Source organism: Marivivens sp. ABH4_498 (assembly GCF_056160585.1).
The window spans coordinates 280864-293643 of the sequence record NZ_JBSWXL010000003.1 but is presented as its reverse complement, the minus strand read 5'-3'; the positions used below and the strand labels follow the sequence as shown (position 1 = coordinate 293643).

The following is a 12780-nucleotide window of genomic DNA, read 5'->3' as shown; positions in this document are numbered from 1 at the left end:
GGTTACAACTTTGGTGCGCGCGACCGGGTATCGGACGGCGCCATGGCTTCGGTCATTTTCGACGGAATGGTTTCAAGAGGCAGGAGCGTATCAGTCGCCCCCATGTTATGCGCGGCCTGCGGCATGCCGTAGACAACACAGGATTCTTCGTTCTGGGCGAATGTCGCGCCGCCTGCTTTGCGGATTTCCAACATGCCTTCGGCGCCGTCGCGGCCCATGCCGGTCAGGATCGCAGCAGAACACCGGCGGCCCGCCAGTTTCGCAACGGATTTGAACAACACGTCTACCGCTGGGCGCGAATAACACACAGGTTCGCCGTCAATCAGCGCAACGCGGTAGCCTACGCCGTGTTTCAGCAAAATCATGTGTTTGTTGCCGCCCGGAGCCAGCAAAATACGGCCCGGCTGCACCACATCGCCATCGCGCGCTTCGCGGACTTCCATCGGGCAGATGGTATCCAGACGACCGGCAAACGATGCTGTGAAACCTTCTGGCATGTGCTGAACGATCACAATGCCGGGGGATTCCGCAGGGAACAAAGGCAACATCGAACTTAGCGCCTGAATGCCGCCCGTTGACGCGCCAATTGCGTGTATCCAGCCGCTGGCGCGGCCGCGCGGCACTTCGAATGCGGCGTTGCCACTGACAGCTTTGTTCAGGATCTTTGCGCGGTCTACACCGGGGCGCGACGTTGCGGCCTCTTTCAGGCGGCTACAAACATCGACCATCATCCCCGCAAGGCCCGCGTTGGTGCCCATTTTAGGTTTGCTGATGATATCAACCGCGCCCGCTTCGACCGCCTGAAACGCGATACTGCGGTTTTCGGTCGTTGCCGACGAAATAACGACCGTCGGGACGGGGCGCGTTTTCATGTAGCTGCGCATGAACGTCAGACCGTCCATGTTCGGCATTTCCAGATCCAGCGTAATCACGTCAGGGCGCAGGCGGGTCATCATGTCGAACGCTTGTTCCCCATTTGACGCAAAACCAACCACCTCTAGTTCCGGATCGCGTTCGATGCCCATCGCCAAAACACGGCGGATCATCGCACTGTCGTCGACAATCAAAACGCGGATTTTACGTTTCACACTCATGCCGCGCTCCCGGGGCGGCGGCTCATGCTTGTGCCGACGGGGGTCCAACGGGTGGACAAATCGCGTACGCTTTCGGTCACGGATGTGATCAACCAACCGTTCGGTTCGGTTACATCATAGATCGCATCGACCGTTGCCGACTGATCTTTGATGTCAAAATAGTACAGAATGTTGCGGCAAAAAACGACTTGGAAGTCATTTTTGAACGGATAAGGCCGCGTCATAAGGTTCAGACGACGGAACGTGCAACGGTTCCGAATTGCGTCGATCACCTGATACTGGCCCATGCCGATGGGTTTGAAATATTTCTGCAGGTATTCGTGCGGCACCTGTTCCAGCTGCCGCGCACCAAAGATGCCTTCCTCGGCGCGTTCAACAACCGGCGCGGAAATATCTGTGCCCAAAATCGACACGCGGCGCAGCGCATCCATGCCCAACGCTTCGGCGATGATGATAGCCAGAGTGTACGCTTCGTCGCCCGACGAACAGGCCGCAGACCAAATGCGAATTTCGTTGCGGTTCGCGATGGTCGGCAAAATGGTGTCGCGGAATTTATCCAGAACGTCCTGTTCGCGGAAAAAATATGTGTGGTTGGTCGATGCGGCGTGCATGACGGCCAATTGCAGATCGTGTTCTTGGCTGTCGTTCAGCCGACGCGACATATCTGCCAGACGGTCGATGCCGAATGACCGCTGAACGCGCCCCAGACGCTGTAGCAACAAATCTTTTTTCTGGTCCGTGTAATTGATCCCACATCGCTGGTTCAGCCATGTACGGATTTGTTCGAAACCGACTTCTTCGTGCATCATTTTGCTGCTCCGGATGCCAGACGTTCACAATCAAGAACCAGCGCGACTTCGCCTGTTCCCAGCAATGCGCAGCCCCAGCTGGCGCGGACCGAAGCAAGCCGTCCGACCAGAGGTTTCATAACCACCTGCTGACGGTCCAAAACTTCGTCGACGGGGATCGCGATCGATCCTGTCGCCGTGTTGAACACAACCAAGATGGGCGGCACGGGTTTGCGTTCAGCGTCCGCATCCACTTCGTTGAAAAATTGATCCAGCCGCACAATCGGGATCATCGACCCACGCAATTTCAGCAGCTCGCGTTTGCTGTCAGCCGATACATTCATCAGCTCGTCGCCTTCGGGGCGTGCAATTTCGGACACCACGTCGATAGGAACAGCGAACAGTGTTTTGCCCAGACGCAGGATGATACAATCCAAGAAAGCCAGCGACACAGGGATAAACAGAGCAACCCGCGTGCCTTTGTTTTCCCAGCTGTCTACCGTGATACGGCCGCGCAGCGACGTCATGGTGCTGTTCAGAACGTCCATACCTACGCCGCGGCCCGACAGATTGCTGACGGTATCGGCGGTCGAAAAACCAGGTTCGAAAATCACGCGCCACAGCATCGAGGGTTCTGGCTCTTCCTCGGGACCAAAGAACCCACGCTCGCGCGCTTTGCCAAGGATTTTGTTTCGGTTCAAACCCCGACCGTCATCTTCGACAACGATACGGACCTCTGATCCGATTTGCGATGCAGACAGAAGGATACGGCCTTTGGCGTCTTTGCCGTTTTCAACGCGTTCCTCTTGGCCCTCTAGACCGTGGTCAGCAGAGTTACGAATGACGTGAAGCAATGGATCGTACAGTTTGTCGGCAACCATTTTATCGATCGCGGTATCGCCACCTTCGATCACCAGATCGATTTTTTTGCCGGTCTGACGTTCCAATTCGCGGATCATACGGCGCAAACGTTTGAACACGTCGTCCATCGGAACCAGACGCAATTCGGTCGCCACGTCCTGAACTTCGCGCACGATCATCGTCAATCGGTGTACGGCTGCGTCAAACGACGCCAGATCCAACCCCTGTAGATCAGGGGAATGCACTGTTTCGGAAACCGATAGGGACAATTCCCCGACCAGATCCATAAGCCGACCAATTTTTTCGGACGACACCCGGACCAGTCCGGTATCATTCGTCGTCTCTGCTTGTGCGCTCATTCGTCGTGTCCTTGATTACAACTTAACAATGATCCCGCTAGGAACCCGAGGCATATCCGCCCCGCCTCTTGCAAAAGGCGGGCCAACCCGAACAGGGTTTTACGCGGCCTCGTCGTCTCCGCGTTCAAAGTTGTAGATACAGACGCCGTCAAATCCGGTGGATTTGAACAAGAACGTCTTTTTCATAGAGTCTAAGAAACCGCCGTGCTGTTTCTCGAACGATTTCAAATCACCGACGTTTCCAAAGAATACGTTGATAGCGACGTCACCTTCTTTCGAAATGACAACATTCAGCCCATTCAAGTTGCAGCTAGGAATGGCATTACCCATTGCCTCGATCACAAATGGCGCTGCCACTTGTGCTGCATCAAGATTAGGGAACTTTAGGTGGTATGTTTTAGAAAGCATGTCGGCCCCTGGTCCTTCGAGTGTCTCGGGATTGTGAACGGAGCAAACTGCCGAAATGTGATGTATCCTAAAGTATGTATTTGTAAAAAACGTTGAAAAACCGTGGTTTTTCACCAATCGGAATACCAAACCATACGGTTGGAATTCCGTACCTGCCCAAAAGAAGTGTCAGAAAAAGACCGACCGCCTGAATCCTGTCTTTGACAACAGACGGATTCCCGACATCTTGGTCCTGCACCCCCATCAACGGCAGTTAATTTCCCCATTTTAGTGGGGTTTTAAATTTTTTTTCATTTTTTTGAATCAAGTTGGCACGGTCCCTGCTTTTCCAGTTTCGAACCCGAAACAAGGAGACAGCAAATGACGCAGATCCACATCATCGCAGACGATTTCACCGCAGGCCCCGCCCTAAATGATCTGCTGCTGCGTCGACGCGTGACTTCTGTATGTGGCCCAATCGAAGGCGCCGAAGCCGAGGTTGTTGTTGCCTCTGCCGCGACCGAAGCGAAACTGGGCGGCACCCGCGGGCTAATCGACACTGTACGTAAATGCGGCGCCAAGACCGTCATCATCGTGGCAGAGAATGCAGGCTTTTACACCGAGACACAGGAAATGGGTGGTCGTCTGATCCGTATCGCTCTGCCTGCCTCGGACGCGCCGACACTACATAATGCGCCGCTGCTGACGCTGGCGAATGTTGTTGGCGGCACCGTTGGCGCAATGGCGCTGGCAACCGCATCCACCGGCAAACTGATTGATCTGGCCCGCCGCGTTGCGAAAACAGACGTAACAGTCTTTATCAACGGTCCAACCGGTTCCGGCAAAGAGGTTCTGGCCCGCCAGATCCACGCATCGTCCCGCCGCGCGGACGCGCCATTCGTTGCCATTAACTGCGCAGCGATCCCTGAAAACATGCTAGAAGCCATTTTGTTCGGTCACGAAAAAGGTGCCTTTACCGGCGCATCGACCGGCAACAAAGGTATCATTCGCGCAGCCGACGGCGGCACCTTGCTGCTGGACGAAGTGTCGGAAATGCCGATGGGCCTGCAATCGAAACTGCTGCGCGTGTTGCAAGAACGGTCCGTCACCCCGATCGGTTCGCAAAAAGAAGTCCCAGTAGACATCCGCGTTGTTGCCACATCGAACCGCAACATGCCGCAAGAGGTGAAACTGGGTAACTTCCGCGAAGACCTGTACTACCGTCTAAACGTATTCCCACTGGCAACCCAAGCGCTGAACATGCGCACCGAAGACGTGCCCGTTCTGGCGATGGTTCTGGCTGCGCGCCACTGCCCGTCGGATATGGCGCTGCCAATGATTACCCCTGACGCAATGGCTGCGCTGCAGGCGCACGCATGGCCGGGCAACGTTCGCGAATTGGAAAACGTGATCCAGCGCGCGCTGGTCCTGTGCGAAGACAGCCGTATCACCGCAGACGATCTGATCATCGACGCAGGCGAAACGCTGGTTCTGCCCGAAATGGCACACGCTGTCTAAGGACTGACCAATGAGCATCTCTGGCATCAATTCCGTCCCATCCCCGCTACAGGCGCTGCAATCGGCCAAAGCCGAAGCCCAAACGCCTGCATCGAACGGTCCCGATTTCGGCGAACGGATCAAAGGCGCAGTCGATGACCTGAACGAAGCCCAAGCCCAAGCGCGCGCCAGCGCAACCGCGTTCGAATTGGGAACTGAAAATGATCTGGCATCCGTGATGGTCGACCAACAGGTTTCATCACTGTCGATGCAGCTGACGCTTCAGGTCCGCAACAAAGCTTTGTCCGCGTATCGCGACATCATGAACATGCCGGTCTAACGACCGCCCCCGTTTAAGGCGAACATAAATGTCTGTGGCAAATACCAACCCAACCGATCAGAACCGTTCACTCGCGGCAACGGCCAGCGGTGCGCTGTCGAACGTCGCAGTCATGATGCGGCAACCAGCCATCCAACGCGCCATGCCTGCGATCATGATCGTTGCCATGCTGGTTGTCGGGTTTCTGGCTTGGGCGCTGTTGTCCGAACCATCGCGTACTGCGCTGTATCCGGGCATGGCCGAAAACGACAAATCCCAGGTCGTCGAAACCCTGCGCGCCACCGGCATTGACGTCACCATCGACAACGGCACCGGCGATGTAATGGTCGCGTCCAAAGATTATTATTCGGCCCGTATGGCACTGGCATCCGCTGGCCTGCCACAAAGCGTGCCAACAGGCGGCGACATGATCACCGACCTGCCGATGGGCGCATCCCGCAGCGTCGAAGGCGCGCGTCTGCGTCAGGCCCAAGAATACGATCTGGCCCGTTCCATTTCCGAAATCGGCATCGTGCAAGGCGCCCGCGTTCATTTGGCTTTGCCTGAACGTTCTGCGTTTCTGCGCGACACCGCCCCGCCCCGCGCGTCGGTTTTCCTGCAACTGGCTGCTGGCCGTTCGCTGGACCGTGGTCAGGTTGATGCCATCGTCAATCTGGTGTCGTCCTCTGTTCCGGGCATGGCCCGTCAGGATGTGACCGTCGTTGACCAAATGGGCCGCCTGTTGTCGCGCGGCGCAGATGAAACCGGTCTGATGCTGTCGGACCGTGAATTGGAACACCGCGTCCAATTAGAAGGCCTGTACCGCAATCGCATTGAATCGCTGCTGGCCCCTGTTGTCGGCCCTGACAACATGTCTGTGCAGGTCACCGTTGAAATGGATTTCACCCGCATGGAAACCACATCGGAAATGCTGGATCCAAACGGTTCGGTCGTTCTGTCGGAACAAGAATCCCTGTCCGAAAGTTCAGAGGGACAAGCGCGCGGCATTCCGGGTGCGGTATCCAACGCCCCGCCACCCGAAGCAGCATTGCAAACCTTGACCGATGAAGAAGCGACCGCAGCGACAGAAACAACAGGTCCGACCAATCGTTCGACCTCGACCACTCGCAACTACGAAGTCAGCCGCACCGTCACCGCAACCCAAGCCCCCGGCGCACGTGTCGTTCGCATCAGCGCCGCCGTGCTGGTCCATGCCGAACCCGCTGCCGAAGGCGAAGAAGGCGCATCCGGCCCCGATCTGACCAGCCTAGAACAACTGGCCCGCAGCGCGATTGGGTTCAACGCAGAACGCGGTGACAGCGTGACCGTCATGGCGCAATCGTTCCAGCCAATGGAAATCGCCTCTGGTTCCCCGATCAAAAGCGTCACGTGGTTGCCAGATGTTCTGCGCCAAGTCGCCATTGTCGTTGCGCTGGCTGTGATCGGTCTGGGTGTGGTCCGTCCAATTCTGGATCGCGTCCTAGTGCCTGCCAACACCGCAATCGAAGCGGCCCAACCAATGGGCTCCACCGCAATCGAAGTCGGCGAAGGCGAAAGCCTGACAGACGTCCAGAAACGCCTGAACAGCCGCCGCATGGAATTGGCCGAAGCCGCCATTGGCAACGATGTGAGCCGTGACGAAAAATTCGAAGTCATGCGACAGCTCGCTGCCGAAGACCCCGCACGTATCGCATCGGTTCTGCACCGTATGATGTCCGACGAAATCGACCAGGTATCGTAACATGGCAACACCTTCAGTCACCAAAACCCAAAAGGCCGCTGTTCTGATGATGCTGTTCGGCGAAAAAGCCGCCGCAGACATCCTACGCAACCTTGCCCCGCGCGAAGTGCAGCATCTGGGTTCGGCCATGTATCAGGTCAATGATATCGACAATGATACGCTGGACGAAATCATCGAAGAATTCCTGATCGCCCTGCGCAAGGAATCCGGCATTGGTCTGGGTGCGCCCAATTATATCCAGAACATCATGACCGAAGCGTTGGGCGACGACAAAGCCCAGTCCGTTCTGTCGCGGATCAACCCGCTGGACACCAACAAACCGATTGAAATTCTGGATTGGATGGACGCCCGCGCCATCGCCGAACTGATCGCGGATGAACACCCGCAGATTATGGCGCTGGTTATTGCCTGTCTGGATTATGGTCTAGCGGCCGAAGTTTTGGGCCTGCTGCCCGACGAATTGCAGGGCGATCTGGTCCACCGCATCGCAGCCCTGAACACAGTCCAGCCTGAACCGCTAAAAGATCTGGAACAGGTCATGCAGCGCAAATTCAAACAGTCGTCCACCATGCGCGCCAGCCAAATCGGCGGCGTCAAAGCGGCGGCTCGCATCCTGAACTTTACCCGTTCGGACATGGAACAGCGTATTCTGGGCAACCTGCGCAAAGAAGACAAAACACTGATGCAGTCGATCGAAGACAACATGTTCGTCTTCGACAACCTGATCAAATCCGACGACCGTTCGATGCAGACTCTGATGCGTTCGGTCGATGCCGAACTGCTGGTTCTGGCGCTGAAAGGTGCCGACGAAGAACTGCAAGCGAAATTGCTGTCCTGTATGTCCACCCGCGCCGCCGCGAACATCCGCGACGAAATGGAGGCAATGGGCCCAGTGCGCCTGACCGAAGTGCAAGAAGCACAGAAACAAATCGTCGCTGTTGCGCGGCGCATGGCCGACGAAGGCACAATCGTGCTGGCAGGCCGTGGCGGCGAACAGATGGTGTAACCCATGACCCAGCCAGAACCACGCAAAATCCGCCCTGCCGATATTTTGGAAATGATCCGCTCGAACGCGGAACAGGGATTTGTCGAACGCAATTTTCGCGAACCGGCCGATGCGTCCAAATTCGCGGCCAAAACCATCGCCGACAGCGCGACAGTTATCGAAGACGCGGACAACATCGCCCCCGTCACCGAAGCGCTGGCACCCGGCATCCCAGAGGCCGAGGTTGAACACCGCATCGCCGCTGCCCGCGCCGCCGCAAAGGCCGAAGGCATCGCCGAAGAACGTGCGCGGCTAGAAGGCGAAATCAATGATGAACGCGCCCAGCTAAACGAAGCCAAAGCCGCGTTCGAACGCGCCATTGCGCGTCTGTCCGAACTACACCCCGAAGACAGCGCCCAGATTGTCAGCACGCTGGACATTGCGATCCGCCGTTTGGCCAGCGAACGCGCGGGCATGGAAATCGACATCATGCCTCTGCCCTTTCTAACGCGGATCGAATCCATCGCAGACCGCGTGTCCCAAGGTATCCGTTCCGTTAAAATCCGCCTGAACCCCGGCGATTTTGCGGCAATCGAACCCTACATCGGCACCAGCGAAACCATTGATCCCGACATGCTGTCGATTGATCTGGCTTTGGGGCGCGGCGATGTGATCGTGCGGTCAGACGCTGTACGGCTAGAGGATGTGATCGCGCCAAACGATCTGACCGCTCAGCCTGCGAATGAAAAATCCGCTGCGGAAAACAGCAGTCGCGCGCCAACGGCGAAACCCTCTGCGAAAAAATCATCGGGGTCGGACACATGAACCCTCTGATCCAACAAATCGCGGGTCGCGTTGCGAACGCTGATGCGATGTCGACCCACATCACGGGCCGCGTTCTGAAATATGACGGCCTGATCGTGGAAACATCTGGCTTTCCTGCAACGCCGGGTGCGCTGTGCGAAATTGACGCTGAAACAGGTGACACCGTGCAGGGCGAAATCATTGGTTTCGCCGATGGCCGTAACCTTGTGTTTCTCGACACGCCCGGTGCTGCGATTATCGCGGGGGCGTCTGTGCGGTTGCGCAATGGCGGACGTATGGTGGCCGTCGGCGATGCGTTATTGGGCCGCGTGATTGACGCCGAAGGTAACCCCTTAGACGATCGCCCCGAACCGTTTTGCACCGACGAATGGCCCCTAGCGGGCAAAGTGATGAACCCGCTGGCCCGCACAGGCGTGACCAAACCGTTGGACGTGGGCGTGCGCATTCTGAATGCATGCCTCACCGTCGGCCAAGGCCAGCGTGTCGGCATTGTCGCGGGATCTGGCGTGGGTAAATCCGTGCTGATCGAAATGATGACCCGCTTTACCGAAGCCGACGTTGTTGTTGTCGGCCTGATCGGGGAACGCGCGCGCGAAGTCGGCGCTTTTGCCCGCAGTCTAATGGGTGGCGAAGCTGCCAATAAACTGTGCATGGTCGCTGTGCCCGCTGACCGTTCCCCGTTGCTGCGCCTACGCGCCGCGCGCCGCGCAACTGCGATTGCCGAATATTTTCGCTCAAAGGGCAAACAGGTTCTGCTGATTATGGACAGCCTGACCCGTGTTGCCCACGCGCAGCGCGAAATCGGTCTGGCATTGGGCGAACAGCCCACCGCCAAAGGGTACCCGCCTTCGGTCGTATCGATGATCCCGAATTTGATCGAACGCACCGGCCCTGGGTTACCGGGACAAGGGGCGATTACCGCGATCTATACTGTTCTGGCCGATGGCGACGACACAACGAACGACCCCGTGGTCGATACCGCCCGCGCAATTTTGGACGGTCACATCGTGCTGTCCCGTCGCCAGACTCAGATGGGTCTGTATCCTGCTGTTGATATTCCGCAGTCGATCAGCCGCGTGATGAACGATGTTGTCACCCCGGAACATCGAACCGCCGGCGCACGTATTCGCCAGCTGATTTCGCTATACATGGACAACCGCGACCTGATGCTGATGGGCGGCTACACCCCGGGCCAAGACCCCGATCTGGACGAAGCCGTCCGCCTATGGCCCGCAATGCAAGCCCTGATCCGCCAAGACCCGCACGACCCATCGCCCTACGCACAAAGCGTCGAAGCCGCGATCGCTCTAACCACACCAGCAGGAACCGCAAATGCGCAACCGTAGTGACCTATACACGCTGATGGCCAAAAAAGAGGCCGCCGTAAAAGCCGAAAAAATGCGCGAACTGCGTCAGATCACGACGGCGCATAGTCAGGCCGAAATGCTGTCTGAACGTTTGCGCAGCATTTTGGATGAACGTCAGGTCAAAGGCCCCGTTCTAGCGGCGCAATTGCGCAGTGCGTCATCACTGAATACCAAAATCGCAGCCGAAGCCGCCGTGCAATCCGAACGCAAGGTCGAACTTTCCAAAAAACTGGAACAGTCCCGTACGGAATTCGCACGGCAAGATTACAAGGCGCAGTACCTTGTAAACGCTGCCGCAAAGGCCCGCGCAGAAGAAGCCGACGAACGCGAAGCACGCGAAATGGCATCGCGCCCCGTCCCGCGCCGATAGTTGGCACAAACTTTGCAATCACTGCCGTGAAGCGATTGAAAAAAGGCTTACCATGGAACCGATCAACATAGCTGAGTCAAAAACAAACAGCCTTGTACCTGCCGCCGCTGGCAAAGCTGGCAAAGCAAGCAGCCAAACAGCCCTGTTTGATCGCCTGATGGCGACCGTCGCACCTGTGGGGGACACGGGTGAATCCGCCGATCTGTTCGGTATCCCCACGCTGGCCGAAGGTCTGACCGAATTCGATTTGGCCAATGGGTCGCCTTTGACAGATGGCGATGCATTACCAACCGAGATGCCCGAAATTCTGGCCCTTTTGGAATCCCAAGAGGCCGAGGCAGACTTTGACCCCGCTCTTTTCAATCGCTCGGCGGCCAATGTGAATCTGCCCGTCAAAATCGTCGGCCAAACCATGGACCAGCCGCAAGTCATTCCCGGACAGGCACCCGATAGCGCCGAACCCGTTGCGGACGGAACGGACCTGACCGAAACCACCGAAATCACAGCCAGCGTCGAAAATCCTGAAATTGCCGTTGCTGCGGTGGTTGCGGCCCCTGTTGCGATGGCCGCCGCGCAGGCCGATGTGGCGACAGAAAACGGCGACGACGTCGTGGCCGACGCAGCGACAGACCCAACCGCGGCAACCAACGCGGCCCAGATCCCGCTGGCCCAGCAAAAACAACCTATCGAATCCCAACAGCAACCAGCCCAGATTGTCGCAGCCTATGCGCAAGCAGAGGCAACAGCGCCCCAGACATCTGGCAAAGCGTCGAAACCGGTTGCAGTGCGTTCTGCGGCACCTTCGGGTGTGGCAAAAACGCCGGTGGGCGCGATGCAGGCCCAATCAAATCCATCTGAGACCCCCCAACCACAGATTGGACCTGCATCGCAAATAAATTCAGACGCCGACAGTTCGGCGGATAGTGATGGCGGTGACGCAATCGACGTGTCCCCAACCAAACGTCGGGGCGCCCTGCGTCCGTCCCAAATGGGCGCGGCCATGACGAACACGGCCATACCGACGGCAAAATTCGAAAACATGCTGGCCGAAGCGACCAAAGTTCAGGCCGCCCAGCCAGCCCAGCCACAAACCGTTGACGCATCGGGCCAACCTATCGAGCTGACCGAAGCAACAGGTGAACCGATCAATGAAACGCAGACCGAAACTGCGCCGATCGACACGACTCAGGAAACCTGGATGGAGGATCTGACAAACCAGATCGAAGCCAGCTTTACCGAAAACGGCGGTGATATTGATATCGCGCTGACGCCCGAAACTTTGGGCGGGTTGCGCATCCGAATGGAGGTCCGCGATGGCGTGGCGCAAGTCACGATCGTGACCGACACATCAGAAGCCGCAAAGCTGTTTAACCAAAACGAACAGCGGCTAAGCGAAATGATGTCTAAAAACGGCCTGACCCTATCCAGCCAAGATGCCAGCACCGGCCAACGCCGTGATGGCAATGGTGGCCAAGGTCAGGGCCAGAACGGTCATGGGTTCGCCAATGGCCAATCGGGCGACAGCAACGATGCCCCTGCCCGCCCCGTAAAACTATCTAGTAGCCTTGTTAATCTGATCGCCTGAGGACCAAAATGGCCGACGCAACCGAAGACGCACCAAAAGAACCCGGTATTGTCAGCAAGATCATCAAACTGATCGTGCGGCTGGTTATCGCCGCCATTCTGGTTGGTGTTGGGTTTGCTGGCGGATGGTTCTATTTCGCCAACCCGATGTCGCCTGCGCAGAACGCGCTGTCGCTGCTTGCCCCTGAACCCGAAACCGAAGGCGAAGCCGCCGAAGGCGAAGGAGAGGGCGAAGGTGACGGCCTGCCCGAACGCATCCCGCGCGAATTGCCAGAAACCGCGATGTTCGAAACATCCTATTACCAGATGGAAGAACCGCTCACGACCAACCTGATGGGATCGCGCCGGTACATGCAGGTCGGCATTGGTATGTCCACGCAATACGGCGAACAGGTCATGACCAACGTCGAAACCCACAAGGTCGCCATCCGGTCCGATATTCTGAACCTAATGGGCGATTTCAGCGAAGAAACCGTATCCCAAGCCGCAGGCCGTGATGAATTGGCGCTGGCTATCAAAAATGTCGTCAATGCCCGCCTCGAAGGGCTCGAAGGGTTCGGCGGCGTCGAAGACGTATTCTTTACCTCGTTCGTGTTGCAATAA

The 12780-nt window shown here is 57.3% G+C and carries 13 protein-coding genes; 9 read left to right on the top strand and 4 right to left on the bottom strand.

Translation table 11 applies throughout. The features are described from left to right. Window positions 1–2: 2 nt before the first annotated feature. From ACXAGA_RS08785 to ACXAGA_RS08770, 4 genes are all read right to left on the bottom strand, one after another. Window positions 3–1094, bottom strand: a complete 1092-nt coding sequence (locus ACXAGA_RS08785; RefSeq protein WP_475117106.1) for a protein-glutamate methylesterase/protein-glutamine glutaminase — start codon at window positions 1092–1094, stop codon at window positions 3–5. Then, entirely contained in the window at window positions 1091–1903 is an 813-nt protein-coding gene (locus ACXAGA_RS08780; RefSeq protein WP_475117105.1) for a CheR family methyltransferase, read from the bottom strand. Before ACXAGA_RS08780 ends, ACXAGA_RS08785 begins: the two co-directional genes overlap by 4 nt. Further along, window positions 1900–3102: a chemotaxis protein CheA gene (locus tag ACXAGA_RS08775; RefSeq protein ID WP_475117104.1), complete on the bottom strand. Its 1203-nt coding sequence runs from the start codon at window positions 3100–3102 to the stop codon at window positions 1900–1902. Before ACXAGA_RS08775 ends, ACXAGA_RS08780 begins: the two co-directional genes overlap by 4 nt. Window positions 3103–3201: 99 nt before the next feature. Beyond that, window positions 3202–3510: a hypothetical protein gene (locus ACXAGA_RS08770; RefSeq protein ID WP_086449843.1), complete on the bottom strand. Its 309-nt coding sequence runs from the start codon at window positions 3508–3510 to the stop codon at window positions 3202–3204. A gap of 360 nt (window positions 3511–3870) precedes the next feature. Between ACXAGA_RS08770 and ACXAGA_RS08765 the strand changes: the two genes are divergently transcribed. Genes ACXAGA_RS08765 through ACXAGA_RS08725 form a run of 9 tightly spaced genes read left to right on the top strand, consistent with a single transcriptional unit; the run spans window position 3871 to window position 12780 of the window. Then, window positions 3871–5007, top strand: a complete 1137-nt coding sequence (locus ACXAGA_RS08765) for a sigma-54 interaction domain-containing protein (protein WP_475117103.1) — start codon at window positions 3871–3873, stop codon at window positions 5005–5007. A 10-nt stretch (window positions 5008–5017) separates the two neighbouring features. Further along, the gene (gene fliE / locus ACXAGA_RS08760) at window positions 5018–5326 is read left to right on the top strand and encodes a flagellar hook-basal body complex protein FliE (protein WP_475117102.1); all 309 of its coding nucleotides are present in this window, start codon (window positions 5018–5020) and stop codon (window positions 5324–5326) included. 28 nt (window positions 5327–5354) lie between these two features. Then, window positions 5355–7046 carry a flagellar basal-body MS-ring/collar protein FliF gene (gene fliF, locus ACXAGA_RS08755; protein ID WP_475117101.1) on the top strand — a complete coding sequence of 564 codons (1692 nt, stop codon included), beginning with the start codon at window positions 5355–5357 and terminating at the stop codon, window positions 7044–7046. Window position 7047: 1 nt separating this feature from the next. Next, window positions 7048–8052, top strand: a complete 1005-nt coding sequence (fliG, locus tag ACXAGA_RS08750; RefSeq protein ID WP_475117100.1) for a flagellar motor switch protein FliG — start codon at window positions 7048–7050, stop codon at window positions 8050–8052. Between the two features lie 3 nt (window positions 8053–8055). After that, a complete protein-coding gene (locus ACXAGA_RS08745; protein ID WP_475117099.1) occupies window positions 8056–8856 on the top strand; it encodes a FliH/SctL family protein in 801 nt (266 codons plus the stop codon). Beyond that, window positions 8853–10202 (top strand): FliI/YscN family ATPase, encoded by a 1350-nt coding sequence (locus ACXAGA_RS08740; protein ID WP_475117098.1) that lies wholly within the window; start codon window positions 8853–8855, stop codon window positions 10200–10202. Before ACXAGA_RS08745 ends, ACXAGA_RS08740 begins: the two co-directional genes overlap by 4 nt. Next, window positions 10189–10593, top strand: coding sequence for a hypothetical protein (locus ACXAGA_RS08735; RefSeq protein ID WP_475117097.1), 405 nt, complete (start codon window positions 10189–10191; stop codon window positions 10591–10593). The genes ACXAGA_RS08740 and ACXAGA_RS08735 overlap by 14 nt, the downstream gene beginning before the upstream one ends. A 52-nt stretch (window positions 10594–10645) precedes the next feature. Then, a complete protein-coding gene (locus ACXAGA_RS08730; protein ID WP_475117096.1) occupies window positions 10646–12178 on the top strand; it encodes a flagellar hook-length control protein FliK in 1533 nt (510 codons plus the stop codon). Between the two features lie 8 nt (window positions 12179–12186). Then, window positions 12187–12780: a flagellar basal body-associated FliL family protein gene (locus tag ACXAGA_RS08725; RefSeq protein WP_475117095.1), complete on the top strand. Its 594-nt coding sequence runs from the start codon at window positions 12187–12189 to the stop codon at window positions 12778–12780.

Coding starts and splice junctions, on each gene's coding strand:
- ACXAGA_RS08785 (WP_475117106.1), bottom strand. CDS start 1,094: ATGAGTGTGAAACGTAAAATCCGCGTTTTGATTGTCGACGACAGTGCG.
- ACXAGA_RS08780 (WP_475117105.1), bottom strand. CDS start 1,903: ATGATGCACGAAGAAGTCGGTTTCGAACAAATCCGTACATGGCTGAAC.
- ACXAGA_RS08775 (WP_475117104.1), bottom strand. CDS start 3,102: ATGAGCGCACAAGCAGAGACGACGAATGATACCGGACTGGTCCGGGTG.
- ACXAGA_RS08770 (WP_086449843.1), bottom strand. CDS start 3,510: ATGCTTTCTAAAACATACCACCTAAAGTTCCCTAATCTTGATGCAGCA.
- ACXAGA_RS08765 (WP_475117103.1), top strand. CDS start 3,871: ATGACGCAGATCCACATCATCGCAGACGATTTCACCGCAGGCCCCGCC.
- fliE (WP_475117102.1), top strand. CDS start 5,018: ATGAGCATCTCTGGCATCAATTCCGTCCCATCCCCGCTACAGGCGCTG.
- fliF (WP_475117101.1), top strand. CDS start 5,355: ATGTCTGTGGCAAATACCAACCCAACCGATCAGAACCGTTCACTCGCG.
- fliG (WP_475117100.1), top strand. CDS start 7,048: ATGGCAACACCTTCAGTCACCAAAACCCAAAAGGCCGCTGTTCTGATG.
- ACXAGA_RS08745 (WP_475117099.1), top strand. CDS start 8,056: ATGACCCAGCCAGAACCACGCAAAATCCGCCCTGCCGATATTTTGGAA.
- ACXAGA_RS08740 (WP_475117098.1), top strand. CDS start 8,853: ATGAACCCTCTGATCCAACAAATCGCGGGTCGCGTTGCGAACGCTGAT.
- ACXAGA_RS08735 (WP_475117097.1), top strand. CDS start 10,189: ATGCGCAACCGTAGTGACCTATACACGCTGATGGCCAAAAAAGAGGCC.
- ACXAGA_RS08730 (WP_475117096.1), top strand. CDS start 10,646: ATGGAACCGATCAACATAGCTGAGTCAAAAACAAACAGCCTTGTACCT.
- ACXAGA_RS08725 (WP_475117095.1), top strand. CDS start 12,187: ATGGCCGACGCAACCGAAGACGCACCAAAAGAACCCGGTATTGTCAGC.